Here is a 25,180-nt window from a genome sequence, read left to right as displayed (position 1 = left end):
ATCCCGGGCGTCAGCCGCCCGGGGGATGGCCGGCGTTACTGACGCCAGATGCGGATGCGGCCATTATCCTCGTTGACCGCCAGGCTCCATGAGCCGCCCGCGACTTGATTTGGCGCGCTGAAGTTAGAGTCAATGGCGAACAGCAACTTGCCATTACTGCCGCTTGTTGTTCCCACCAATCCGCTGAATCCGTTATGGAATTGCACGCCAGAGTAAGCTTTCACGCCAGCAGATTTGCGTAGCTGGATCAGGTTGCGGATGAAGTCACGCATTCCCCAGTCGTACATATGCGGCCAGTACACGACTGGCGTGCCGGGGCTGGAGAGAATATAAGCGTACGCCAGCTTACGTTTCCAATCCGGCAACGCCCAGTGATGCTGACCGCCGAGAGGGCCGGGCGAATAGCCGGTGTCGTGATTGTCGACGAACGTAACCGCGACTTCCCGCCATTGGGCGCTGGGGTTACCGTTGAGACCATAGCGCCAGTCAGAAATGGAGCCGTTCTGCATGCGCTCTTTCAGTGCGAAATCGAAGACGGAACAGTCAGAATTGTCGGTGAAATCTTTCAGTATTTCCTGCCAACTGGCGCTGTGTCGCCAGTCCCAAGATGGAAACTCGCTGGGGCCTTTCCATAACTCGCCAACGCAATACCCACTGTCCAGAGAAGCGCTCATCCAGGCGTTAATGCGCTCCGGCGCGTAGCCTCGGACAAAATCGAATCGGAATCCGCCGGCGCTGTAATTGGTTCTCAGGTTGACCAGTTCATTCTTGAACAGATCGTATACATCCGGGTGGGCGGTGCTGAAATCTGAGCCGCCGTCCATGAATGGGTCGCCATCGTCGCAGGAACTGCAGTCGGAACGATAATAACCTTGCCCGGAGGGGAAATTGAGAGAGTCATTGCTGTGTCCGCGATCATGGTGGTTGGGCACGATGTCGTAAATGACCTTGACCCCTTTGTTCTTCAGGGCGGAGGCAGCCTGCTTCAATTGGCCGTCGCCGCCGTAGCGGCTGTTTTTATCCATGTCCGCCCAAAAGTAGCCTTCGCCGCCGAAGCGTGTATCGCTGGATGCTTGCCAGGACGAGTTATCTCTCCAGGGAACCGGCATCCAGATGGCGGTGAAGCCGTCGTCGCTGATTTGCTGGGCTTTACTTTGCAGGATGTTGTACCAGTTGTTTTCCGCAGTACGTACGACGTTCCAGTGGAAACCTTGCAGGATGATTTCGTCGCCGCCGTGAAAGCGGACGCCGGCGTCGCTTTTGCCGAAACTGTCGGCGTTCGCGGTCGTTGTGGAAACGCATAGCACAGCGGCCGCCGCGCAGGCGGCGGCGTGTCGGATGACGAGAGAAATTCGGGTTGGACGATGAACTTTCAACATAATGAATGAGCTCCGGTATTGTATTTTTTCTGAAGTCCATATTGGTTCATCCGTGCGCCAAGCTCGTGAAATTGGCGGCGGCCATCATGGCCGCTTCGGATGTACGTTACCCTTTGATCATAACCAAGGCGAGCTTGGGACGCTTCCATGCAAATGGGGGATTTACGGGGGGATTTTCAGCGTTTAGGTCCGCCGGCCTACCCCTGTTCGCCAAGGCCGGCGACCCGGCCCTGCGATAAGTCGAGGGAAACCCGTCGGGCTTCCACCCGGCTGGAAATCCCTAGTTTCTGGTACACGTGTTTGATGTGGCTGCGAACGGTGCTTGGCGCCACATACAGACGCTCGGCGATGCGCTCATTACTGCTGCCTTCGCCAATCAGACGCAGCACTTCCCACTCTTTTGGGGTTAGCGCCAACGCTCTGGCTTGTTCAGGCATATTGCGCGTTTTCTTCTGCGGCCTATGTTGCCGCTTGGATAGCTCTAAAACCCGTTGCAAGTGTCGGCGTTCGGCGCTGGACAGGCGAGAGTCGTCCAGCAGAGCGCCATAGAACTCCAGCAGCCACTCCGGCGCTTGCAGCAAGCTGGCGATTGCGCGCATTGGCTCCGCCAGTTGCAATGCGCGCAGCAGAGCGTTGCTGGCGTCGTTCTCATTCCCCAGGCGCAGGCAGGCCCAAGTTGCAAGAATCTGGTTTTCCATCTCGCAGAGGCGCAGGCCAAATTGGCGCGCCTGAGCGGTCAATGGTTGCAGTATTTGCAGCGCTTCGAGGGATCTGTCCAGGCTGAGCAGCGCGAAGGCGAGGTTGCGCGCCCGGCGTTGCTGAAAATGACTTGGAGCCGGACTGGGAGCTGGCTCGGCGCTTAACCACTCGTTAATGGCGGATAGATTGCGCTGCTGTCGCCAGTAGCGAAGTTGAATGGATGCTGACAGGGCTCGCCAGTCCGAGTGGCACCGATGTTCACGCATTAACAATGTATTTTTGCGTAGATAATTTTCCGCCGCGCCTGCTTCGCCCTGTTGCAACGCAATGCTGGCCTTCAATGCGTTGAGAGGGATGGCGCAATGGGGTTCAAGATGCTCCACGATGCGTAATCCGGCGTCACAATGCTGGGCGGCCTCATGACATTGCAGCCACTCGATGAGCAGGTCAGCCCGTTGCCGGTGAATAAACTCCATGACTGGCGTTTGCGCGAGATGGTGTTCCCGCGCCAGTTGCAAGACGATGGTCTGCTGTTGATGGCATCCCAACAGATCTCCCTGATGACGCAGAACATCCGCCTGTTGTCCAAGCGTCCAGAGCAGTCCGTGCATGGAATCGGCGGCGCGTGCGGAAGCTTCCGCCTGAATAAAAGCTTCTCGCGCCTGGTCCAGTTCTCCGCGGCACACGTGAGTTTCACCGAGAACGGACAGGGCGATGGCGGCTGCGTTGGAGGCGCTGGAGCTGATCGCCAAGGCCTGCCGCGCGTGATTGTGCGCGGCTTCAATGTCTTCGACCGTGGCGTATAACTGGGCCTTGAGTGCGCTGATTTCGGCGCTGATTCGTCGCCATTGCGTCTCTTCTTGCCGGTCCGGCAAACGTTGCTCCGCTTGATTGAGCGCTTCCTCCAGCGATCCGGGATCGGCCTGGGTCAGACATACCCAGGCTCGCAGCAGGGCGAGTCTGTTGTCGTTAGCGATGGCGGCTTCGGGAAGGGCGTCCAGACACTGCTCGATGAGGCTAAGCCGGCCCTGTTCAAACAGCGCCCAGCCGTGGACAGACAACGTCTCGGCGATAAGCGCGGGATCGCCCACCTGCAATAGATGAGTCAGCGCTTCCGCCGTCTGGGCTTTTTGCAGCCACCATTCGTATGCTCTTCGATGCAGGTCGGAAATAGCCTGGGGGGACGCCTGAAGCTGTAGCTGATGGCGCAGAAACTCGGCGAAAAATGGGTGATAGCTGTACCAGGTGCGATATTCATCCAGCGGGGCGATGAACATGCCGCTTTTTTCCAGATCCTGTAGCATGCCGAAACTTTCTTTCTGTTCAGTCAACGCTTGCGCCAGTTCGGAATTGAAACGCTCCAGCACACTGGTTTTTAGCAAAAACGCCTGACGCTCTGGCGGTTGTTTGCTGAGCACTTCCTCCGCGAGAAAATCCAGCACATGCGCGTGGGCGCCATTAAAGCGTCTTAGGTAATCATTAAATGAATCCTTTGGGGGCGCCGACAGCGCAATGATCTGTAGCCCCGCCGCCCAGCCTTTCAAGCGCTGCAACGTTTCCTGCAATGCTTGCGGGTCGTCGATTCGCAGGTCATTTTTTTCATGCAGAAATTGCTGCGCTTCCTCCAGCGTAAAGCCGAGTTCATCAGCTCCGATTTCGTGCAACATGCCGCGTACGCGCCAATTCGCTAAGCCTAACGGCGGCTCAGCTCGCGTCAGGATAAACAGGCGTAGCGCGGGAGGTTGATGCTGAATAAGAAACCGTAGCGCTTCATGGATGTGCTCGCTATGCACGCGATGGTAGTCATCCAGCACAAGAGTGAGCTGTTGATCCAGGGCGCTTAATTCATTGCACAGTTTTCCGATGAGCCAGATCAGATCATAGTCAGATAGCGCTTCTGCAGCGCGCGACAGTGGTCCCTGAAGCTCCGGCGCCTGGTGAGACAGTGTCGCCACCAGATAGCGCCCGAAAAGGGTTGTGTCGTTATCCAGTTCATCCAGGCTGAACCAGGCGACCCGTCCCGGCTGGCGGCGACGCCAATGGGACATTAAAGTGGTTTTTCCGAATCCTGCCGGCGCGCGCATGATGCATAAGGGCTTATTGGCGGCTTCAAGCAGGGTGGCCTCCAGGCGCGGACGGCTCAGAACATGAGGGCTGATTTGCGGTGGTGAAATTTTGCTGGGAATCAGCGGTCTTGCATCAGGTGCGTCGCTCGTTGTCATAGGGTGCTCCGCCGACGGCCTCTCGCTGACCGTTACGGCTGTTTATTTTTGTTATGGGCCGCTTTGTTTGTTATGTGCAATAGGCATGTCAGCGGCGTTATTACCTGGAATGTTATGGGGGTAAAAAATACGGGTAAACAGCCGCTCAAGGGGGGGGGATGGGGATGAGTGGGGGAGTAGTCGGCGTTTTCTTTGGGCGTAGAAGGGGGCGTACTTTGGCGAGGCTGGTCTGGCGCGCCCTGGGACCTGCGTGAGGACGCGCCGGGGCCATACTAAACTACTAACAATATTGCCTGTTTCGTTTTACACTTGAATGAATAACAGATTATTAAAAGGATCGAGTGGTATGGGAGTTGAATTTCCTTCCGTATACCCGAGGGGACAAGTCGCTTCGGGCTATGAATCTGATCCGCGATTTATTGACCTGCGCGCATTCCTGTGTGACGCCGAACGCTGTGAGGACTTGCTTAATTACAATCAATGTCACGGTTTTTTGTTCGGATTGGCCTGCTGCCCCGTTGAAATAGACGAGCAAGACTGGCTACCCGTCGCATTGGGAGAATGCTATCAGGAGGAACTGTGCCGAAGTGACTCGACGGTGATCGAGGACATGAAGGCGCTGTATCAGGAAATTCGTGGACAAATTGAAACCGGCGCGCCGACGTTGCCATCGGACTGCCTGTTCAGCTGGGACACCGAGGAGCGCCGCAGCTTCGAAAACTGGTGCGAGGGCGTTATCCTGGCGGATGAGTGGCTGGCTCCAAACTGGGTGCGCGCCCTGGAGATGTTGGCGCAACGCGACCCCGGCGGCTATGAGAAAATGTCACGGGATCTGGATGACACCATTTCAATCCTGAAAGTCTTTCAGGATGTGGACGCCGCCCTGGAGATTCTGGAGCGTGAAAGCGCATCTCAGCAGGATGACTTTCGCGAGGAGTTGCGCGGCGCTCATGAGGATCTGAACGGGTACCTGATGCGATACGCCAAAGCGGGACGGGGCTTATCCGTTTACTTCCAGCATCATGATCCGCTGGTGCGGGAAGAGCCCAAAGTCGGTCGTAATGATCCTTGCCCTTGCGGGAGCGGTAAAAAGTTCAAGAAGTGTTGCCTGTGAATTGAGGCCTGACCGCCGGAAAGCGCCCGGCGGCGGGCGGAGAGATTTAAGGCAGATACATTTCAAAGACGCCGCCATTCAGTGCGCCGCCGTTGCGCAGTGAAATCTTGCCTGTTTTGTCTTTCTGCATGTGCAGTTGCGCTATGCGGTGGGCGAAATATAACCCCAAATTGGTGCTGCCCGACTCAAAGTCCACTTCCGTTGACAACTGCTCCGGGATTTCCACCATTTTGGCGGGAAATCCCTGGCCGTCATCTTCGATCGTGATGTAAAGACCATCTTCCACGGCTCTGGCTGACACCCTGATCTGGCTACGGCTGTATCGAATCGCGTTGGCGAGAATATTGTTCACCACGCCAGACACCAGATCGCTATCGAAGTAGCCGGTCAATCTCTCGTCGCAGTCTACTTCGCAACGCATATTGCGAGCGGCGAAAAGGGGGTGGTAGCGCGCTACTTGCTCTTCCAGAAAGTCCAGCAGGAAGTGTTCATCGATGTCCGCAGTCAGCATGTCTGAGTCCAGCTTGTAAAGGCTTAGCAGCTGCACCAGATCGTTGTTTACCCGCGCAGCCTCGTACTGCAATGTGGCCATGCGTTGTGCAATAGGAAGGTCCAGTTCCGCGATTTCGTGATTCACTTCGTCCAGAGAGTGCAGCAACATGCTCAAAGAGTTCTTCATATCGTGAACGCTGGCCGCCATGATAAAGCTGAAGTCCAGTTTGTTTTTCTGTGTCACGGTGCATTAACCTCGTTGAATTTGCTGGAATCGCTGCAACAAGTGTTGATAGCGCTTGTACTGTCTGTGCTGTGGCGTGAGTCGTTGCAGTCGGCTCAGACACTGCTGCGCCAGACCCTGATATTCTGCATTCAGTTTGGACTGGGCGGCGGACTTTATCAGCGTCTGCAGCAGGTTTAGATTCAGGCCGACATGAGCCGGCGTAATCGCCATCGCTTCCTTGAATACGGCCACCCCATCCGACAAAGCGCCTTCCTCGTATAGCTGTATGCCTTTTCTGTTGAGTTCCCGAGCTTTGATTCGCTGTTTCAGGCTGACCGGTTCGTCGCGCAACTCTTCTATCCGGTCTTGCAGTTTCTCATTATCCGGGTACTTGGCGGCAAGCTCGGTCAGCAGCAGCTCGGCTTCTTTCTCTTGGTTTAGCGCGTACAACGTTTGCGCCATTTCCAGTGTGAGATCCGGGTTGTCCTTGGCGGCATCGTCAAAGTAGGTTTGCGCCTGCTTGAGCGCTTTGGCTCCTTCTTGAGCTTTGCCTTGACCCGACCAGACTCTGGCCTCGACCATATGGCTTTTCAGCTGTGTCGCCGGATCGTCTTTATATTTTCTGCGGATGCGTTCTAGCGCCGCGTTGGCCTCCGAGGCCAGCTTCTGGCCTTGTGACGAGGTGTCTCCCTCCGACAGGTCGGAAAGGCAGCGGGTGAAATCCAGATACAAATCCGGTGATTCGTGACAGGAGTGCTCGCTCAACTTGTTGGTTTGCCGATACGCTTTGGAGGCGGTTTCCAAGTCATGCAACGAGCGACTGATCTCCGCCAGCTCTTTTTGGCGCAGCAGGGCGCGAGGGGATATCTCCACCGCTTGCTGCAGCGTCCCTTGGGCTTTTTTGCCGTGGCCGATATGACGCTGGGCTTTAGCCAGCCAGTCATAAGCTTCCACTAACAGGGGCTGCTCTTCGATCAATTCCTCAAATTTAACTGCCGCCTCTTGCGCATTGCCTTCCGCCAGAAGCACTTTGCCAAGTCCCAGGCGGGCCCAGTCCAGACGGCGCTTTTGCAGAATATCTTCATAAATCTGCTTGGAGTGAACCAAGTCGCCGCTGAGATAGTACAGGTTCGCCAGGGTTTTTACGGTCCAGGAGCGATACTTGGTGTTCGCCTTGAGATGTTGGTTGCATATCGAAATCGCCTTGGAGTAATCCTCCAGATCAATCGCGCGGTTGATATCCGCGGTGGCCTCTTTTTGCTCCATTAACTTATCAAGGCGGTTTTGCAGTATGGATTGTGTAATGGGTTTGGTGATGTAGCCGTCAGGCTGGCACTCCAGCGCCCCAAACACCATGTCTTTGGCCGCTTCAGCGCTGACTAGCAAAAATATGTCTGTATTTTTCAGCAGTTTACGGAAGCGCAATTCTTCCAGCACTTGTTGTCCGTTCTTGTGCTCCCCCATGTTGTAGTCACAGAACACGACATCATAATGCTTGCGTAAAAACAGCTGCACCGCATCTTCGCCGTTGCGTGCGCTGTCGATGTCTTCCGCGCCAAGTCGGCGCAGCATTTGTTTGAGTGAGAAGATGAAGTTGTCAAAATCATCAACCAGCAGAAACTTTTTCTTTTGATAAGTCTTGAACAGCATTGCGCTATTTCCCGGCTATTGGCTCACTGAGATGAACTTGGGTTTTCCTTATTAAGCAGGCGCACTGCGCAGCAGACATCTTTGATGAAAGCCCAGAAAAACAATCGGTGTAATGCTCACTTTCTAAAGAATTACTTTAAGTAAGTGTAACGGATATTTATTTTCTTGCCTGAAACGGGCGGATGCTTCTGCGATAGGGCGTTTACTGGCGTTGTGCTTGGCGAGGTATGTAATGGGAGCGGGCGAGAACAAGGGGGGGAGAAAGAGAGCGCATGAGCGCCCTCTAATGCATAGTGACTACTGATTCTGTCATGGATATTCTTCGCTGATCAGGTTTCTTCCATGATAGCGATCAGTTCATTCAGCACCTGTCTGGCGGAATTCACCTCTTTTTGCATGGCGTCAAAGGCGGAATCCAGAGAGTTCAGTTTCAGTCCAGTCAGAATGAACACGACGATCATCCCCCACAGCGCAATACGCAGACGGCCATTCTGTTTCTTCAATTCTTCCAGTGGCTTCCAGTAACGCTCGTTTTGCTGCGTTTCCAGCTCGCTGCGCAGGGTTGCGATGCGCTGCTCCACGTGATCTTCCATTTTCTGCTGACCAGGACGTAACGGGACGACCTTGCGTGGAGCGGCGGGCTGCTCGGTGGACATAGGCGTCTGACCGATCGCCTCCGCCACGGTATTGACGCTTGCTTCCGTACGAGCCAGCTCCTGCTGCATATAAACATGTTCAACGAGCAGATATAAACGTTCGCGGTCAACTTGCTTGGTGATGACTCCCGCCGCGCCAAGGGCCTTGGCCTCCTCCTGATATTTCATGGCGTTCTGGGAGGTATACATAATGACGGGAATCTGGTTGGTTTCCGGATTTTGCTTTAACGCTTTAAGTGTCTGGAAACCATCCATGCCCGGCATAAGATGATCGAGAAAGATCAGATCCGGGCGTTCTGCGGGAACCAGTTTCAGGGCTTCTTCCCCTGAACTGGCTTGACGGGTTTTAACATCCATGCTGTTAAGGACCTTGGCCAGCATAATTCGAGCTGTCGCTGAGTCGTCAACGATGAGAGCAGTTTTCTGAGCCATTTAATGTTCCTTAATCGCCTGTCTTTTCAGCAGGAGCAGGCCTGCAATACGTCGGACGAGAAAGCGTCTCCGACATTCGACGCCGTCCAATAATCTTAATAACTTTTAATATAGCAACAGCCGAATAATGAAGCTGTTATGCCAAATAATGACGCTTTTACCTTAGATTGCAGATTATTCATTTGGCGTTAATTTTAGCAACCCTATTTTAGGCCTATGAAATATAGGCGTACCGGTCGATAAGTATAGGCTTTATGGTCTATTTTTATCGTTTTGAGTTTTATTCTGTTGCTGTCTAACCCTAAAGGATTATCCTAAGGGCAGTTGGCGACGTATCACAGTGTCGTCGCATATAGTCAGGGACGCAAACCCGGAAAGCCATTGTGAGTATATGCATCGCTTTAACTGGTAAGCATAATTAGTTAATCTAACTGGATATTTCCTTCGGACTTGAAAATCACCATGCAGGTAAAGCTTAGAGTCGTTCAATGTCCGCCTGAGAGCGAGATGGCGGGCAAAGTCGTAACTGTTGAAGAAGAAGGGGCGACGATAGGTCGCGCGAATTCGAATACCTGGGTGCTGCCGGACCCCAACCGTTACGTATCATCCGTTCACGCGAAGATTCAATTTAACGGAACAGGCTTTGAAATTGTCGATCAAAGCACCAACGGCACATTTCTAAACAACCTGAGTCAGGCTTTGGTAAAAGGGCAACCGACCCCTATCAACCAGGGCGACCAGATTTTGCTCGGGCCGTTCGTATTACTGGTGGAAGGGGATAAGCCGCAGGATGACGGCGAGTCAACGTCTATCACATCCGACATTGATGACGTTCCAGGCGGCGCGGGCGCTGCTGCTTCCCCAGGCTTGGACGATTTGGACAAATGGCTGACTGGCGTTGGGTCGGAGCCGGAACCCAAACCTTCTTTGGGCGCGTTGAATGGGGAACTTATTGGCGGCGACACGGGATTAACTGGCGGCGACTCTTCTGTAGATCCCCTGGTCGCGATTGGTGGATCGCAAAAATCTTCTTTATATGATGAAGGCTTGGGGTTGGGCGTGTCGGGAGACGAGCCTCCCGCGGACAACTTATTGGGGGATTCCTTTGGGCTTGGCGGAGGCTCTGCTGAGAGTGGCCGCATGGATATCCCCAATGTGATTCCTGAAGACTGGGATAAGTCCCTTATTCAGCCTCGCAAGCCGGAAATCCCGTCTACGCCCAAGAGGCCTCCGCCTCCCGTTGAATCCAAACAGAAGCCGCGCCGCGAACCGCCGCCCAAGTCCAACCCGGATTCATTGTTGGATATCGTGAACACTCCCTCCGAACAATTGGCGGGAATGGATCAGCCGCACCAGCTTCCTAAAGAGATTGAACCGATACAAGACTTGACTGGGGCGGGGGCGAGCAAGTCCGATCCGTTGGAATCCACCTCGCCATCGGAGTCATCTCTGTGGGGGCAACAGCCTCCTCCTGTTGAGCCTTCCGTCAAGGAGCCGTCTGGTGACGGTGGCTCGCTCGCAGACATATTGAATGACGTGGCTCCGGCTGCTGAACCTAAGCCAGCTGAAAAGCCGGTCAAACAGAACCCCGAGCCGGATTTGCCGATTGCAAACTCGGGCGGGCAAGCGCCAGGAAAAGTCGTGCCGCCCAGACGGCAGGTCGAGCAGCGCCCGGTCAAACGAGACGCGCCTCCTGTAAAACAGTCTGTGCTAGAAACGCCTCGGGAGCCTGAGCGTCCGCCTGTTTCCACGCCGCCGATTCAGGTTTCTCCAGAACAGGTCGCTGGACTGGCGCAAGCCCTGGGGCTGGCGCGTTTAACCGCAGAACAGCAAGCTAATCTGACTCCTGTTATCGCCGATATGGTGCGGGAAACGGTTGACGGTCTGATGAAGGCGTTGAGAGCCCGTCAGACTATCAAAAATGAGTTTCGTATGAATCTCACCATGATTCAGGCGGCTGAGAACAACCCGCTGAAATTCTCAGTGTCGGCTGAGGACGCTTTGGACAACTTGTTTACGAAGTCCGGGCGCGCCTACTTATCGCCCATGGAGGCGACAAAAGAAGCCTTCGCCGATATTTCTGACCACCAGTTAGCGCTCTTTAATGGCATTCGTGCGGCATACGACTATCTTATGAGTCAGTTTAACCCCGAAAAGCTGGAGCGACGTTTTGAAAAGCAGCGTGGTAAGTCATTGTTTGGCGGCGCTGGTAAAAACTGGGAAGCGTACAAGGACTTCTTCGAAGAAATGAATGAAGACGCGGAGAAGACATTCAAACGTCTATTCGGCGAGACCTTTGCGGAAAGTTATGAGCGCAGTTTCAATGAGTTGAAGGCAAACCGTCAAAAATGACGCTTGCACTTTAAAATTGATTACTGTACCTAGAAACCCCCTTGATGAGAGTGCGGCGTTTGGCTGCATTCTTTCTCATATTAAAGGGAAACAGTTGCGGGACGACAGAAATTGTCCTGTAGAGCATTATAATTTATAAGATTTGCCTGGGCGCATTTGATAGTGCGCTTGGGCTGATTACATAGTTTAGATGGCGCGAATCTATAAATATGGAGGACTTTTGTTCATGAGATGCCAGGCTTCTTTCAGAAATTGGGCTATGTTGTTGCTCTTGGCCTTGACGGTGGCCGGGTGTACGACTGTAGGCAAATGGACCGGACGGGAAACCACCGTCACTTTGAGGATTCACGGCGCCAACGACGTCAATCCGAATGAAGACGGTCGGGCCTCTCCTGTTATTCTGAATATATTCGAGCTGGAAAATGATCGTCAGTTTGATCAGGAAGAATTCATAGCTTTGTTCCAGAGCGCCAAAGAAGTATTGGGCCGTGATCTGGTGAAGACTTATAAATTGAAAGAATTGACCCCGGGCGAATTGAGGGAAGAGACCTTCACCTTCGATAAGCGCACTCATTATATCGGCGTCATGGCGGAATATATCCGTTACGACGACGCTTCCACCAAAGTGGTCTTCCAAATCGACCAGAACACCAGCAACAAACTGGATCTGTTCGTTGACCGCCTTGGCATGCGCATCAAGGATTAATCCGGGGCTATTCGATGTCATTTGAAAATCGCGTCGTATGGACGGAGGGGATGTTCCTTCGTCCGCAGCACTTTCAGCAACAGGATCGTTACCATGAATCGTTGTTGGAAGCTCGTTGCAAGCCTCTAAAGGCTTTTTTCTGGGGATTTTACGATCTGGAAATCGATAGCCAAGTCCTAAAGCTTGGAAAGTTCTCCATTAATCGCTGCCGAGGTATTTTTCCTGATGGAACGCCGTTCAACGTTCCAGACATAGATTCTGAGCTTGATATTCTGGAGCCTGAGAAAGGGCTCCAGAATCAAACTGTTTATCTGGGTATCCCCGTTAAGCGTCCAGGCTCGCCAGATACGCATCTGGAAGAGGACAATCAGACTCTGGTGCGGTTTAACGCCCGTGAGTTGGAGACTTTCGACTCCACCTCCGAGCATAGCGACAGCTCCAAAATTCAGATTGGACAACTGCGTTTTCGTATCCTGTTGGAAAGAGAAGACCGCAGTGGTTACGCCGTGTTGCCTATCGCACGGATACAGGATAAACGGGACGATGGAGAAATTGTTCTCGATTCTCAGTTTATCCCTCCCATGCTGGATGTAAGAGCGCATCCACGTCTGGCCAACCTGTTGCAGGAAGTGGCGGGCAGCTTGAATCTGCGCGCGGAAGCGCTGGCTGGCCGACTGAGAGACAGCGGCAGACAGGGCACTTCCGAGATTGCGGATTTCTTGATGCTGCAAATGATCAACCGGGTTGAGCCGTGGTTGCTGCACTTGGCGCAAATTCGCCCGCTACATCCTGTGGACGTGTTCGGCGAATTAATGCAAATAGCCGGTGAGCTTTCGACGTTCACCAGTGTTCAGCGCCGACCTCCCGCGACCATGCCTGCGTATCATCATGACGAGTTGGAGAAATCCATCCCGCAGTTGATGCAGATTCTGAATCAGTACATGAATACGGTGAGCGAAACCTCCGCCGTGTCTTTGGATCTGGTTGAGCGTCGCTATGGTATTTATGTATCTCCGATTACGGACCGGTCATTGGTGGAGAAGGCGACGTATATACTGGCGGTCAAAGCGCAGATGAAGTCGGATCAGATCCGCAGTCGCTTCCCAAGCCAGGTGAAAATTGCGCCGGTCGAACGTATTCGCGACTTGATCAATGCTGCGTTGCCAGGTATCGGGCTGCAAGCCTTGCCAGTGGCTCCGAGACAAATTCCATTCCATACCGGTTTCACCTACTTCCAGTTAGATCGCAATAGCGATTACTGGCGAGCTTTGGCGCAATCCAGCGGTTTTGCCGTGCACATTGGCGCGGATTTCCCAGGTTTGGAAATGGAGTTTTGGGCAATCAGGGATTAATCGTTTTTTGCTTCGAAGAGAGGCGTTTAGCCCTCGCCGCGTTTCATTGCGAGACGCGGCGTTTTAATATGAAGCAAATGGACGGCTTTGAGCGAGATTAGAAGTCATGAGCAACGATTCTGATAAAACATTTTTCGGTGGCGCTGGCGGCGGTGATCGTACAGTTATTGTACCCACTCCCGGCGGGCGTTCTTCAGGAGGGCTGTCTACACAGCCTCCGCCGACGGCTTTTGCGCCCCATCAGGCGCCTGCGCCTCCTCCCGGCTCTATGGACAGCGGGCAGGGCTTGGATGTAAAGCAGGGGTTGAACCCTCTTACCGCCAGCGCTTCGGAGCTGATTGCGTTACTGGGAGAGTTGCGTCAGACCGTTCAGGTGCAAAACCCCAATCAGTTACGCCAGCAGGTTATTCAGCAGATCCGCCGATTTGAGTCCGAAGCGCAGTCGAAGGGCGTCGCCTCTGATGTAGTACTTTCAGCTCGCTATGTTTTGTGCTCCGCACTGGACGAGGCGATCATGAATACCCCTTGGGGAGCGGAGGTTGGTTGGTCGCGAGCGACTCTTCTCAGCACGTTCCATCGCGAGAACGTGGGCGGTGAGAAAGTATTCCTGATTTTGGACAAGATACTGGCGACCCCGGCCAAGTATATCGATCTGATTGAGCTGATATACGTGTGCCTGAGCTTGGGCTTTGAAGGGAAATATAAGCTGGATCCTCGCGGCAGAGATTATCTGGAGACAATTCGCGATAACTTGGTGCGCACCATTCAGATGCAGCGCGGCGAGTTCGACGGGGACCTGTCTCCTCGTTGGCGAGGTTCCACGCCTGCGAAAAAACGTATTTCGGAATACGTGCCGCTGTGGGTTGTCGCTTCCATTATGGCCGCGGCATTGTTGCTGAGTTATAGCGGCTTCCGCTATTGGCTGGGTACGGTGACCGACGCGCAGGAACAGCAGCTTCAGGAACTGACGCAGAAGTATCAGTCCTAAGTTGATGAATCGATCGGACTGCTCCCCGAATCGGATACCCGGTCTTGTAGTTTGAACTCTCTTTTTCGGTTGCATGAGGAGACTTATGTCCCGCTTTTTTAAATGGATGATTGACCCACGGTTTTTGACGGTAGTGGGACTTATAGCGCTTTCTCTGGTGATATGGTTCGGGGCCGATTACGTCCGCTTCGGAGAAAAGGCGGAGCCCGCTTCAGGGGCGGTCAGACTGGTCGTCATACTTTGCGTCTGGTTTGTCGCCACCATTATCTTCTTGATCAAAATGCTGGGACAGCGTAAGCAAAACAACTCCATGGTGGAGGCGATACAAGAAGAAGCCAAACCCTCTGCATCTGATGAGGAAGCGAGAGTGGTTGGCGAGCGCTTCCGTGAGGCGATGAGTCTCCTGCGCACCGCAAAGTTCGACACCAAGGCGGGCCGGCGTTCAGTTTATCAGTTGCCCTGGTACATCATCATTGGGCCGCCGGGCGCAGGTAAAACGACTGCGCTGATCAACTCCGGACTGCATTTTCCGCTGAAAGAAAAGCTGGGATTACAGCAAATTGGCGGTGTTGGCGGTACCCGTAACTGTGATTGGTGGTTCACTGACGAAGCCGTGTTAATAGACACGGCCGGTCGTTACACAACTCAGGACAGCGACGCGGCCCAGGATCGCACCGGCTGGCGTAACTTCCTCGCGCTGCTGAAAAAACACCGTATGCGCAGGCCGATCAACGGCGTTCTTCTGGCGGTGAGCGTTCAGGACTTGTTGAGCTCCAGCGAAGCGGAGCGCATGCAACATGCAGAGCGTATTCGCAATCGAATTCAGGAACTGGCTGAGAATTTCCAGGTCCGCTTCCCCATTTATTTTCTTTTCACGAAAGCGGATCTTATCTCCGGCTTTAATGAGTTTTTTGAGAATCTTGGCGCTACAGAGCGTGAAAAAGTTTGGGGGATGACCTTCCCCAACACTGAAGATCAGAATGCATCTCAAACGGCGGAGTATTTCGCTCCCGAATTCGAGGCATTGGTCAAACGATTGAATGAGAGAGTGATTTGGCGGGCGCATCAAGAGCGAGACACCCGCCGCCGCTCTAAGATTCTCGCTTTTCCTGGGCAAGTGGAAAACATGCGCTCAGTGCTTGATAGCTTTATCAAGTCTGTTTTCAAAACCAGCCGCTTCGAAAAACAATCCTTGCTCCGCGGCGTGTATTTCACCAGCGGCACCCAGGAAGGACGCCCGATCGACCGGATTCTGGCGAACCTCTCTTCAAACTATGGCATCAACTATAACGTCGCCGCTAATGCGCCAGGCGCAGGCAAAAGCTTCTTCCTGAATAAACTGTTGAAAGAGGTTATTTTCCCCGAAGCGGAAATTGCTACATTAAATACCCGCTACGAAGGCCGTATAAAGTGGACGCGTCGCGTCGCTTTCATCACCCTTTTGCTGGCCTTTGGCGGCGCACTTGCCGCGTGGACTTCAAGTGTGGTGAGCACACAGAACATGATGGCGGATATTCAGGAGTTGCTGAATAAGCATAATCAATTGGCGACGGCCAATCCTGAACCGAATGAATTCGAGCAAGTGTTGGATATATTGAAGCCATTGGAAGACGCTAAGCAGCTTTACTCTGAAGTGGACCATCCCTGGTTGAGCAATTTAGGTCTTTATGACTCTGGAGTTGTCGCAGAAACCGAAAATACTTTCGATGCTTCGCTGCGCCACTTTTTAACGCCGCTGTTGCGTCAAAGGCTAGAAGGCGTATTGGTCACGGAGGATAACAACGACGCCATATATGAGGCTCTTCGTGTCTATCTGATGATGGGGAACAGCCGAGTTCGCGACAATAATGAAATCAAGGCTTGGTTTGCGCGTTATTGGGAAGAGAAGCTTCCTGGTAAGGCGTCTGAACAGAGTGCTCTGAAAACGCATTTGAACCAAGTGCTGGACAGCAATTTCACGGATTTGACGCTGAAGGATACGGTTGTTGAACGTAGTCGGGAAAAGCTGAGAACCATTCCGATCGAGAGACGTATCTATCAGCAAATCAAGCGTCAGCCTGAGTTTGCAGGTTTCCTGAATTTGCGTGACGACTTGGGCGTGGATTTCGCTGGTACGTTCGTTGTGGATTCGCAAGTAAGCTCGGATCTGAAAATTCCACGTCTATATACCAAAGCGGGATATGGCAAGCTGGATCTATCTCCTGACTCCAATCTGGTGAAACGTTACTCAAGCGAGCAATGGATTCTTGGGGCGCAGGTCGAAGAAGACTTCTCTGAAAAAGATGTTGAGAACATTGTAGAGAAGATCAAGCAGCTCTATTTCACCGACTATATCGATGTTTGGAACAGGGCGTTGAACTCACCCAAAGTGGTCGATTTCGGCTCTATGGATGTGGCTCGCAACAAGCTGGCCAATAATCTGGACCGTACTCAATCTCCAATTTTGACTCTGCTGAACCGCGCCAGCAAAGAAACACTGCTGACGCCCCCAATTCCAGACGCAAATGTTAGCGGTCGCACTGGACAGGCGTTGGATGCGGCGGCCAATCTGGTGGCGCAGCAACGTGAGCCTACGCCGGTGGATGACGCCTTCAAGTCGCTGCACAGGCTGATGGAAGATAAAGAAATTGACCGTTATTGGGAGAAGCTGCGCGGCATATTCGACAAGCTGGAGGAGACATCGCTGGCGCCAAATTCATCTGAGGCTGCTTTCAAGTTCGCGCTGGCTCGCTTCAGCGGCGGCGAAGATCCCGTCAAAGCTTTGCGTGTCACGGCGTCAAGAGCGCCTGGTTATTTGAAAGGATGGCTGGAGTCGATGGGCGACCAAAGCTGGAAGGTATTGTTGGGCGCAGGCGGATCGCACTTGAGCGCAGCGTGGAACAGAGAAGTGTACTCCGTCTTCCAAAAGACGCTGGCGAAGAACTACCCGTTCTCTTCCAAATCTTCCAGTGACGCTTCATTGAGCGACTTCGCTGCATTCTTTAAGCCTGGAGGGACTGAAGATAGCTTTGTGAAGGCGAATATTGCGCCGTTCATTACCTCTTCATGGCGCGCCAAGGGCGTGGATGGGCGTGGCATAGGCATTAGCAGCCAGGCCTTACAGCAGATGCAAGTCGCTGACTCTATCCGCCGCGTGTTCTTTGGTGATAAAGGTGAAGACCCGCACGTACGCTTCCAGGTAAAACCGCATAAACTGGATAACACCGTTCGTCGTTTCGATTTCGAGGTTGGCAGTCAGCGATTGCGCTACACCCATGGTCCTCAGTTGAAAATGAGTATGGACTGGCCGGCGGATAAGAGCGGAGCCAGAGTGGTCTTCGAAGACTTGAATGAAACTCTGCACACAGATGCGTATGAAGGAGATTGGGGGCTGTTCCGGTTGCTGGACGCTCACAAGGTGAATAAAGGAAGCAATTCCCGTCTGTATAACGTATTGATCAGTGTGGATCACCGCAATGGAGAAATGGAGCTTTTCGCCAGTAGTACGGTTAATCCCTTCACGCCTGGATGGATAAAACGATACAACTGTCCGAGCAGTTTATAGAGAGTTGAACGTAGTGAAAACAGAACTAATTAGCTGTTCTAATTGGGTTGGGATGGTAAGGCTTGATAAGCGAATATGGGGAGCAAGTGAATAACTCGTCTATTGGCTATTTCGGCAAATTGCCGTCATCGGGGGACTTCATCCAGCTGAACCTGCCTGGCGGATTTGGTTCAGCGTGGGATAAATGGCTGCAGAACAGTCTGTACGCAAGTCAGCAATCTTTGGGGCAGCGTTGGCTGGACTATTATCTGGTGGCGCCTTGGTGGCGCTTCATGATTATGCCCAAAGTCCTCGATGAGCAAGCGTGGATTGGTTTGTGGTGTCCGAGCGTTGACAGTGTCGGTCGATATTTTCCGTTCACTGTGCTGCATCCGCTGAGCTCTCGTATTAGTTATGTGGATACCTTATTGAGCAATGGCGAGTGGTACGAAACGTTGGAAACCCTGATTGGGCGTTTGCTTGAGCAGATTATTGATTTTGGAGAGTTTCGGTCGGAGCTTGCTGCCATGACGCCGCCGCTTGAGAAGTCTCTGGCGGGTGGTTCTATTCAAAGCCTCAGCCTGGAGATTCCTGAAGAGGATGAGTCCACTTTCCCTGTGGCGATTGGGGCGTTGGACGTCATGCTTATGAAGCAGGAAGAGCCGCATAGCTTTTGGTGGACTCAGGGGTCCACCTGGGTGTCGCCCAGATTTGTCACAGCAGAAAGATTGCCTAAATTTCAAGGATTTACAGCTTTCCTCGATGGAAAATGGCAGCAGTGGGGATGGAACGATAAATAGGAATGGAAAATCGGACCTTTTTCATCGGGCGCTACCAGCGTCCGGCGACCTGTGAACAGATGTAATTTTCATGGCGAACCACCTTAACTGGAAGTCTGAGCTGCGCACGCATGTGGGCAATGTTAGAAAACATAATGAAGATGCTGCGCTGGCCCGGGATGCAGGTGGGCTGTGGGCGGTGGCTGACGGCATGGGCGGGCATCATGCCGGCGAGGTCGCCAGTCAGAAGATTGTCGAGCAGCTTGATCATCTGCCGCTGCGAGCATATTTGGTGGATGTGGTTGAGCAAATTGAAGACGCTTTGATCAAAACGAACGATGACTTGCTGGCCTATGCGCAGCAAGAACTGAACGGCAGCAAAGTTGGTTCGACGGTAGCTTGCCTGTTTGTCAGATATGGAGTGGCGGTTGCGGTTTGGGCTGGTGATTCCCGCGTATATCTCATGCGAAATCATAAGCTGCATCGTATCACGCATGATCATAGCAAGGTGCAGGAGCTGGTTGATAAGGGCGATATGACGCCCGCACAGGCGGAGCAAAGCAGCTTTCGTAACATGCTCACCCGCGCCGTTGGCGTGCATGAGCAGTTGTGCGTGGATGTTAACGCTATACTGGTTGAGCCTTCTGACCGGTTTTTAATTTGCACGGATGGCCTGTACAACGAAGTTGGAGAAGCTGGTTTAGCGAAAGCTATGCAAATTAAAAGTCTGAGCGAGGCGGCCGACACGCTGCTAACAGAAACCTTAAACGGGGATGCGAAAGATAATGTCACCTTTATCGCCCTCCAAGCGCACTGAAGGGTGCGGGAGCAAGCTGCATCCTGATCTGATGAGCATCAATCATCAGCAGCTAAGGGGGCAGATCGGTCGGGGAGAAGTGCGTCGCCTGAGACGTGTGGCTTTGGAACAGCTTTTAGAAGAGAGAGCGCACGTCAATAAAGTTTCAGCAATTACCAAATCCCGCTTCAGGAATATTCTATTGACGCTGGTGGCGTCTTGCTGCGTGGCGGCTGGTGTCGCAGGTTTCTATCTTATCCTGCGCTAACATTTCGCTTTTAACTCGAATTTGGGCCGTCCTGTGACGGTCTGGGTTGAGCTAACCAGTTATATATTTCAACTACAACAAAAAAGGCGAGCGGGAAATCCCACTCGCCTTTTTTGTTTGCTTGGCGAGTCGCTCGCAAAGGAGCGACTCCAGATCCAAATTAGATCTTTTTGCCAGCTTCCAGGTCGTAACCAACGCGCTCTGGAGTCTTGCCAGCGTGCTTCTTGTCAGCAGCAGTGTAAGACATAGTTACTTTAGAGAAGCTCAGGGAGATAGACTCAGCTGGAGCGGATTCAGCGCCAGCGGAAACGCTGTAGCTGCTTACCATTACGTCTTCCATTTCGTAGGAAACGTACTTCTCGATTTTGTCAGCTTGAGTGCGAACGATATCAACCAGAACTTTAACTCCAGCAGTACCAGTCAAAGACTCTTTGAACAGACCGGAAGAAGCGGTGTCCATCAGTTTGGAAACGGAAATTTCGCTGATGCTAGGACGAGTAGCTTCGCGGTTGGACATGTGGCCGGCTTCCATAGTGATGTGGCGACCAACGCCGAATTGGAAGCTGTCCAGACGAATCCAGTCTTTGTAGCCTTCAGCAGTTACGTTGCCTTTAACTTTCAGACCGTCGTAGTTCATGTAAATAGCCATGTTGAAATTCCTCTATTTGAGTTATCTGTTTTAATTCATCTTCGAGATATAAAGCGTCGAAGATTTTGGAAACCCTTCAAAATTTTTTCAGAAAATTTCTATCGCTTTTACTGCATCGGGTTACCTAAAGCGTGGTTGCAGTATGAGCGGATATACTTTGATCTTCAAGGTTAAAATTTCATGTTTTTCAATAAATTAAAGCGACTCTGACACTAATTTAAGCCGAGGTTTAATGTGACTCTGGGTGATAATTAAACTGTACTTCGGCTTCACTCTGGCACTATTAAAATGCTTATTATTTCGCCTTAGATACATATATAGACGACGCAGGTCAGATTAACTCTGACACCATTTTTATTAAGTCACTCTGACACTAATTAATATGAATTCTTATATGAAGCATCAGTGACTCGGTTTCCTATTTCGCCTCCTTTTTTGAGGGTAATGTGATCGACTTCACGAAAATGGGGGCGGGTGCGGTGAACTTTTACTCAGTCACTCTCAAAGTAGTGAGCTTCTCCAATTTGCGTAGTACCTATGACCAGCGCTGATAGGGTGTTTGCAGGAGTGCTGTTGTTGTGCGCCTCTAGTATTCTTTTTTCAGTGTAAACAGGCTCTTAGCAAGCGTCGCTTGTCATGGGGCTACCTATCTATAACTGGGAGAATCCTATGGCGTTACTGGGAAGATTATTACTGCCGGCTTTAGCGGCTCTGAGTTTGGCTCCTCTGGCGCTTGCTGACACCTTTCAATACGACGTCCCAACTCGCATTGATCGCAATGCGGGTTCTGCGACCTGGAAAGAGATCGTATTGCCTGTCTCTTATGTGGATAGCATAGAGAGCATCAGCGTGAACCTGAATTTAACTGACGCTAAATCCATTAACGCCGTGTTGACCGATCCTAGTGGAATGATGGTGGGGCGCTTCGCTGGCGTCGTTGGCGCAGGAGAGGGGTCCTTGAGTAAGCAGTACGTTATTGACCATACGTCAGTCCCTGAGGTCAGTGGAAATTGGACGTTGCGCATTTTGGCGTACGGTAAAAGCCTGGACGCGCCAGTTACTCTGGATAAATGGAGCATTACCATCGACGATGGCAAGCAGACTACCGGAGACGACGGTGACGACGATCAAACTGATGGGCCTTCTATTTATACCTTTGATAAAGCCAACCGCATCGATCGTGGCGCAGAGGGCAGCGCCTGGAAGCAGTTCAAGTTAAATGTGCCTTTTGAGAACAATGCGCAAAGCGCCGCCGTCACCTTGAACTTCCTTGATATTAAGTATGTCAATGCTGTGCTGACAGGTCCTTCCGGAACACAGTTGGGACGCTATACCGGCAAGGTGGGCACGGGGGAGGGCTCCGTGAGTAAGCAATATATTATCGGTCCCATGGATCTGGCGGAGCTTCAGGGAGACTGGACATTGACTATCATGGGGTATGGGAAAACCTATAAAGCGCCCGTGATTCTGGATAGCTGGAGTGTCACGGTCGAGTAGATCGTCTAGGTCGCTGCGCAAGCCTGACTCTGATTTAAAAGGCATAGTGACCAGATTCGGCCTCTAACCGATGAGTTTATCAAGGCCCCATCAGATTTAGACTTAATAAATATCTGCGTACTGCGAAGGGGCTCTGGTGGTTGGGTTTACCGGAAGAATGTGTATCAAGAGGGCTGTTAAGCCCTCATGCATTCGCGGATCAACAATCTAATGGCGTTTAAGCAGTCTTAAGGCGCGAAGCGCAGCGACTTCCAAGAGTCGGGCTCAAACTTAAACCCAGGAGACTTTCTGGCGACCTCTGGGATCTGGGAGTAGTTTATTGTCGTCTTTATCCCTTTTTTCTCTGCTAAGCGCAGCAAGGCGAATGCTTCAATGGAAAAATAACGGGACCAGGCCAATATCTCATCAGGAAGCGACTCATTTTCGGCCATTTTATCCAGTCTCGCCGCCCGCACATCCAATAAGGCGCAGATGGCGTCATGCAAGGCATCGCTGTCTTCGTCGAGAAAAGCTTCGCAAACATCTCTGTATTCTGAGTCTGCGCCTTCCGCAGCTTCGTCGTGACGTTCAATAATACTTCTACACTCATCTTCGTCTGCGCCAAGGAAAAAGTGTTTGATGATGAACAGGACAAAAAGAAAGTCCTCTTCCAGCTCATGTTTTTGATTCCAGGTCAGGCGACTATGTTTTGCGATATCTTCCGCACACTCCCAATAACCTCCGCCAATGGCGTCATAGAAAGGCATTGCCCGGCTGGTGACTTTGTCGTTCTCCGGCGCAAAGTGAAGGTAGTGCTGATGTAGTGCGGCGCTTTGCATCAGGTTGACATACAAGGCGTCTGGCTCACCGGTCAGCAGTAATTCGCATGCGCCTCGCTGCCGAAAGTACATGCATACCGATTGCGCCTGCATGTTGGTCAGAGTTTCTTTTGTTGCGATAGGAAGGGCTATTTCCAGTTCGTACTCTGCGTTTTCCTTATAATCTTCGAGGTAGGGTGAGCTCATAATAAAGGTTCCGTAAGTTTGGCTTGCTCTATCTTAATGGATTTCAATTCCGCTAAAAACCAAATTTGTATGTCCGGCATTTAGTAGTGCATTAACCAGAGTTTCGCTGAATATATATTCAGCGGTCAAATATTTAATACGGAATATATGGGGGAGGTTATCGGATTTTTTCTTTGTTAAGGACTAGTTTTTCATAGTTGGCTACGTCACCATTCTTTCTACGGTTACAAACTGTTTCTTTCCAGTTAATACAGTCAAAGGAACCTACTGGGTTGATGAAGACATAGTCTCTGCTATGCACCTTTCCTTTATAGTCCAATAAGGTAAATGGGATGATTTCGATCTCAGATTGAGTAGTTGAGGTTATCAGGTTTGCTGCGCTTTTATTAAACGCGAGAATTCTGTGCGTGTTTCCGATATAAGATGCAAGCTCTAGTCCTACAAAGTTATCTCCAAGATGCCAATAAACATCTTCGATACCGTCCGGATACTCATCAGACAGTCTGAAGCCGGCAATTAAGTCATAAGAGTCAATCCCACCTTCAGGAGATTTTGAGGTGAAACAGTAACTATCGTTATCAGTGTCACCTAGAGAATTAAATATAAAGTATTTCATTATTTAGGCGACTTCAATGTCCTTAAATATTAGGTTTGTATGACCTTTGCTCAGCAAAGTATTTGCTAACAGATCACTAAATAGGTAGAGGCTACTATTGAATCTAATGCGAAATAAGTGAGGAGTATGCTCTAGACTTTCTCTTGCAAAAACTAACTTTTCGTAAGTTTCAATGTTACCTTCATTATCTCTAGTGCAAATAGATTTCTTCCAGTTAAGGCAATCTACAGCGCCAACAGGATTGATGAAGACATAATCCTCACTTCTAACTTTGCCTTTGTAGTCAAGTAGAGTAAAGGGGATGATTTCTGTCTCATTCTGGTTGATATCTATAATGACCTTCGCAGCATCGTTGCGAAAAGCAAGCATACGATCAGCGTTTCCAATATAGGAAGCCAGGACAAGGCCTGGATATTCTTCTTCCAGTCTCAGCACGGTTTTTTCAATTCCATTTGGATATTCGTCAGCTATGCGATATCCCGCGATTAAGTCCCAGGAATCAACGCCTCCTTCGGGTGTGTCAGAGGTGAAACAGTAGCCATCGTTGCTGTTGTCGCCGAGGGTGTTGAAGAGGAAATATTTCATATCAAGCCTGTCAGACTGCTTCGATATCTTCAAACATTAGGTTTGTATGGCCAGCGTCTAGTAACGCTTTAACCAGAATTTCGCTAAATAAATATAAGCTGGTTTTGTGTTTTACGCGAAAGAGATGTGGAGCGCCCACTAGCTTGTCTTTGGAGAATGCAAGCCTATCATAGGACTCAATATCTCCCTCTTCATCCCGTTCACAATGCGACTCTTTCCAGCTTACGCAATCCCAGCTTCCTACAGGATTAATAAATACATAATCGTTACTGTGTACTTTGCCTTTGCTATTGAGTAGCGTGAAGGGGATGGTTTCAGTCTCGGCTTGGTTGATGGACGTAATTATTTGAGCGGCTGATACGCTAAACGCAAGCATTCTGCAGGCGTTTCCAATAAAGGATGCAAGCTCTAAACCGTGAAACTTATCATCTAGGCTTAAGGTAACTTCTTCTATTCCATCTGGATATTCATCCGACAAGCGGAATCCTGCAATTAGGTCATAGGAGTCAATGCCTCCATCAGGCGTTTTTACTGTAAAGCAATACTCTTCTTTATCTCTATACCCTAAACAATTAAAGAGAAAGTATTTCATGCTTAAATCAGGCGACTTCAATATCCTTGAATACTAAGTTTGTGTGGCCTGCATCCAGTAGGGCTTTGACCAAATCTTCGCTGAACAAACAGTAACCAATATGATTTTTCACTCTGAATATGTGAGGCGCTTCATTTAGTTTTGCTTTTGAAAAGACAACTTTGTCGTAGGTAGAGATATCCCCTTCGGAGTCACGAGTGCAGATAGACTCTTTCCAATTGATGCAGTCTCTATCTCCAACTGGATTAAGGAAGACATAGTCTGTGCTATGTACTTTGCCTTTTTGGTTATAGAGGATAAATGGAACTACCTCTATTTCAGACTCGCTCATCGAAGTGATGAGCGTGGCGGCTTTTTTGTTGAAAGCGAGCATTTTATCAGTATTGCCGATGAAGGAAGCCAGCTCAACGCCTGGAAATTGGTCTTCCAAGCTCAGAGTTACTTCCTCTATGCCATCAGGGTATTCATCCGACAAGCGGAACCCTGCGATTAGGTCGTACGAGTCAATGCCGCCATCAGGAGTTTTGGACGTAAAGCAGTATTTTTCTTCTTTTTTATCGCCTAAGAAATCGAATAGAAAGTATTTCATATGCTTTCCTTGGA

At 51.2% G+C, this 25,180-nt stretch carries 21 protein-coding genes; 10 read left to right on the top strand and 11 right to left on the bottom strand.

Features of this window, described 5'->3' with window-relative positions:
- Positions 1-35 precede the first annotated feature (35 nt).
- Both O5O45_RS14695 and malT read right to left on the bottom strand, forming a co-directional pair.
- Entirely contained in the window at positions 36-1,379 is a 1,344-nt protein-coding gene (locus tag O5O45_RS14695) for a glucan 1,4-alpha-maltotetraohydrolase domain-containing protein (protein WP_305905958.1), read from the bottom strand.
- Between the two features lie 197 nt (positions 1,380-1,576).
- Positions 1,577-4,300 carry an HTH-type transcriptional regulator MalT gene (gene malT, locus O5O45_RS14690; RefSeq protein ID WP_305905957.1) on the bottom strand — a complete coding sequence of 908 codons (2,724 nt, stop codon included), beginning with the start codon at positions 4,298-4,300 and terminating at the stop codon, positions 1,577-1,579.
- Positions 4,301-4,613: 313 nt separating this feature from the next.
- Between malT and O5O45_RS14685 the strand changes: the two genes are divergently transcribed.
- Entirely contained in the window at positions 4,614-5,414 is an 801-nt protein-coding gene (locus O5O45_RS14685) for a UPF0149 family protein (protein WP_371747991.1), read from the top strand.
- 46 nt (positions 5,415-5,460) lie between these two features.
- Here the strand turns inward: O5O45_RS14685 and O5O45_RS14680 are convergent, their stop codons facing one another.
- The 3 genes from O5O45_RS14680 to O5O45_RS14670 all read right to left on the bottom strand — a co-directional run bounded on the left by O5O45_RS14680 (position 5,461) and on the right by O5O45_RS14670 (position 8,870).
- Entirely contained in the window at positions 5,461-6,150 is a 690-nt protein-coding gene (locus O5O45_RS14680; protein ID WP_305905955.1) for a sensor histidine kinase, read from the bottom strand.
- A 6-nt stretch (positions 6,151-6,156) separates the two neighbouring features.
- Complete coding sequence (locus O5O45_RS14675; protein ID WP_305905954.1) at positions 6,157-7,782, bottom strand: tetratricopeptide repeat-containing response regulator; 1,626 nt, start codon at positions 7,780-7,782, stop codon at positions 6,157-6,159.
- A 329-nt stretch (positions 7,783-8,111) separates the two neighbouring features.
- Entirely contained in the window at positions 8,112-8,870 is a 759-nt protein-coding gene (locus tag O5O45_RS14670; RefSeq protein WP_305905953.1) for a response regulator, read from the bottom strand.
- Positions 8,871-9,332: 462 nt separating this feature from the next.
- On the opposite strand from O5O45_RS14670, the gene tagH reads away from it, so the two are divergent.
- From tagH to O5O45_RS14630, 8 genes are all read left to right on the top strand, one after another.
- Positions 9,333-11,222: a type VI secretion system-associated FHA domain protein TagH gene (gene tagH, locus O5O45_RS14665; RefSeq protein WP_305905952.1), complete on the top strand. Its 1,890-nt coding sequence runs from the start codon at positions 9,333-9,335 to the stop codon at positions 11,220-11,222.
- A 259-nt stretch (positions 11,223-11,481) separates the two neighbouring features.
- Positions 11,482-11,928, top strand: coding sequence for a type VI secretion system lipoprotein TssJ (gene tssJ, locus O5O45_RS14660; protein WP_238384917.1), 447 nt, complete (start codon positions 11,482-11,484; stop codon positions 11,926-11,928).
- 14 nt (positions 11,929-11,942) lie between these two features.
- Positions 11,943-13,280: a type VI secretion system baseplate subunit TssK gene (tssK, locus tag O5O45_RS14655; RefSeq protein ID WP_305905951.1), complete on the top strand. Its 1,338-nt coding sequence runs from the start codon at positions 11,943-11,945 to the stop codon at positions 13,278-13,280.
- Positions 13,281-13,386: 106 nt separating this feature from the next.
- Positions 13,387-14,268 (top strand): type IVB secretion system protein IcmH/DotU, encoded by an 882-nt coding sequence (gene icmH, locus O5O45_RS14650; protein ID WP_305905950.1) that lies wholly within the window; start codon positions 13,387-13,389, stop codon positions 14,266-14,268.
- An 85-nt stretch (positions 14,269-14,353) separates the two neighbouring features.
- Positions 14,354-17,812 (top strand): type VI secretion system membrane subunit TssM, encoded by a 3,459-nt coding sequence (gene tssM, locus O5O45_RS14645; protein WP_305905949.1) that lies wholly within the window; start codon positions 14,354-14,356, stop codon positions 17,810-17,812.
- An 86-nt stretch (positions 17,813-17,898) separates the two neighbouring features.
- Entirely contained in the window at positions 17,899-18,591 is a 693-nt protein-coding gene (tagF, locus tag O5O45_RS14640) for a type VI secretion system-associated protein TagF (RefSeq protein WP_305905948.1), read from the top strand.
- A 70-nt stretch (positions 18,592-18,661) separates the two neighbouring features.
- On the top strand, positions 18,662-19,387 hold the full coding sequence (locus O5O45_RS14635) for a PP2C family protein-serine/threonine phosphatase (RefSeq protein ID WP_305905947.1): 726 nt from the start codon (positions 18,662-18,664) through the stop codon (positions 19,385-19,387).
- Positions 19,356-19,634, top strand: coding sequence for a hypothetical protein (locus O5O45_RS14630; protein WP_305905946.1), 279 nt, complete (start codon positions 19,356-19,358; stop codon positions 19,632-19,634). Before O5O45_RS14635 ends, O5O45_RS14630 begins: the two co-directional genes overlap by 32 nt.
- A 160-nt stretch (positions 19,635-19,794) precedes the next feature.
- Here the strand turns inward: O5O45_RS14630 and O5O45_RS14625 are convergent, their stop codons facing one another.
- Positions 19,795-20,283 (bottom strand): Hcp family type VI secretion system effector, encoded by a 489-nt coding sequence (locus O5O45_RS14625; protein WP_011398068.1) that lies wholly within the window; start codon positions 20,281-20,283, stop codon positions 19,795-19,797.
- Positions 20,284-20,952: 669 nt separating this feature from the next.
- Here O5O45_RS14625 and O5O45_RS14620 point away from each other — a divergent pair.
- On the top strand, positions 20,953-21,780 hold the full coding sequence (locus O5O45_RS14620; RefSeq protein WP_305905945.1) for a proprotein convertase P-domain-containing protein: 828 nt from the start codon (positions 20,953-20,955) through the stop codon (positions 21,778-21,780).
- Between the two features lie 227 nt (positions 21,781-22,007).
- Here O5O45_RS14620 and O5O45_RS14615 read toward each other — a convergent pair whose 3' ends face one another.
- From O5O45_RS14615 to O5O45_RS14595, 5 genes are all read right to left on the bottom strand, one after another.
- Positions 22,008-22,784 (bottom strand): hypothetical protein, encoded by a 777-nt coding sequence (locus tag O5O45_RS14615; RefSeq protein ID WP_305905944.1) that lies wholly within the window; start codon positions 22,782-22,784, stop codon positions 22,008-22,010.
- 157 nt (positions 22,785-22,941) lie between these two features.
- Positions 22,942-23,400: a hypothetical protein gene (locus tag O5O45_RS14610; protein WP_371747990.1), complete on the bottom strand. Its 459-nt coding sequence runs from the start codon at positions 23,398-23,400 to the stop codon at positions 22,942-22,944.
- A gap of 3 nt (positions 23,401-23,403) precedes the next feature.
- A complete protein-coding gene (locus tag O5O45_RS14605; protein WP_305905943.1) occupies positions 23,404-23,985 on the bottom strand; it encodes an imm11 family protein in 582 nt (193 codons plus the stop codon).
- A 10-nt stretch (positions 23,986-23,995) separates the two neighbouring features.
- A complete protein-coding gene (locus tag O5O45_RS14600) occupies positions 23,996-24,577 on the bottom strand; it encodes an imm11 family protein (protein ID WP_305905942.1) in 582 nt (193 codons plus the stop codon).
- A gap of 7 nt (positions 24,578-24,584) precedes the next feature.
- Positions 24,585-25,166: an imm11 family protein gene (locus O5O45_RS14595; RefSeq protein ID WP_305905941.1), complete on the bottom strand. Its 582-nt coding sequence runs from the start codon at positions 25,164-25,166 to the stop codon at positions 24,585-24,587.
- Positions 25,167-25,180 lie beyond the last annotated feature (14 nt).

It is taken from the genome of Hahella sp. HNIBRBA332 (assembly GCF_030719035.1).
Lineage (GTDB): Bacteria > Pseudomonadota > Gammaproteobacteria > Pseudomonadales > Oleiphilaceae > Hahella.
The sequence above is the reverse complement of the archived record's forward strand: the minus strand, read 5'-3'. Positions and strand labels throughout refer to the sequence as shown.

Bases quoted from the DNA above. Each gene is read 5' to 3' on its own strand.
- O5O45_RS14695 (WP_305905958.1), bottom strand. From the start codon at position 1,379: ATGTTGAAAGTTCATCGTCCAACCCGAATTTCTCTCGTCATCCGACAC.
- malT (WP_305905957.1), bottom strand. From the start codon at position 4,300: ATGACAACGAGCGACGCACCTGATGCAAGACCGCTGATTCCCAGCAAA.
- O5O45_RS14685 (WP_371747991.1), top strand. From the start codon at position 4,614: ATGAATAACAGATTATTAAAAGGATCGAGTGGTATGGGAGTTGAATTT.
- O5O45_RS14675 (WP_305905954.1), bottom strand. From the start codon at position 7,782: ATGCTGTTCAAGACTTATCAAAAGAAAAAGTTTCTGCTGGTTGATGAT.
- O5O45_RS14670 (WP_305905953.1), bottom strand. From the start codon at position 8,870: ATGGCTCAGAAAACTGCTCTCATCGTTGACGACTCAGCGACAGCTCGA.
- tagH (WP_305905952.1), top strand. From the start codon at position 9,333: ATGCAGGTAAAGCTTAGAGTCGTTCAATGTCCGCCTGAGAGCGAGATG.
- tssJ (WP_238384917.1), top strand. From the start codon at position 11,482: ATGTTGTTGCTCTTGGCCTTGACGGTGGCCGGGTGTACGACTGTAGGC.
- tssK (WP_305905951.1), top strand. From the start codon at position 11,943: ATGTCATTTGAAAATCGCGTCGTATGGACGGAGGGGATGTTCCTTCGT.
- icmH (WP_305905950.1), top strand. From the start codon at position 13,387: ATGAGCAACGATTCTGATAAAACATTTTTCGGTGGCGCTGGCGGCGGT.
- tssM (WP_305905949.1), top strand. From the start codon at position 14,354: ATGTCCCGCTTTTTTAAATGGATGATTGACCCACGGTTTTTGACGGTA.
- O5O45_RS14635 (WP_305905947.1), top strand. From the start codon at position 18,662: ATGGCGAACCACCTTAACTGGAAGTCTGAGCTGCGCACGCATGTGGGC.
- O5O45_RS14630 (WP_305905946.1), top strand. From the start codon at position 19,356: ATGTCACCTTTATCGCCCTCCAAGCGCACTGAAGGGTGCGGGAGCAAG.
- O5O45_RS14625 (WP_011398068.1), bottom strand. From the start codon at position 20,283: ATGGCTATTTACATGAACTACGACGGTCTGAAAGTTAAAGGCAACGTA.
- O5O45_RS14620 (WP_305905945.1), top strand. From the start codon at position 20,953: ATGGCGTTACTGGGAAGATTATTACTGCCGGCTTTAGCGGCTCTGAGT.
- O5O45_RS14615 (WP_305905944.1), bottom strand. From the start codon at position 22,784: ATGAGCTCACCCTACCTCGAAGATTATAAGGAAAACGCAGAGTACGAA.
- O5O45_RS14610 (WP_371747990.1), bottom strand. From the start codon at position 23,400: ATGAAATACTTTATATTTAATTCTCTAGGTGACACTGATAACGATAGT.
- O5O45_RS14605 (WP_305905943.1), bottom strand. From the start codon at position 23,985: ATGAAATATTTCCTCTTCAACACCCTCGGCGACAACAGCAACGATGGC.
- O5O45_RS14600 (WP_305905942.1), bottom strand. From the start codon at position 24,577: ATGAAATACTTTCTCTTTAATTGTTTAGGGTATAGAGATAAAGAAGAG.
- O5O45_RS14595 (WP_305905941.1), bottom strand. From the start codon at position 25,166: ATGAAATACTTTCTATTCGATTTCTTAGGCGATAAAAAAGAAGAAAAA.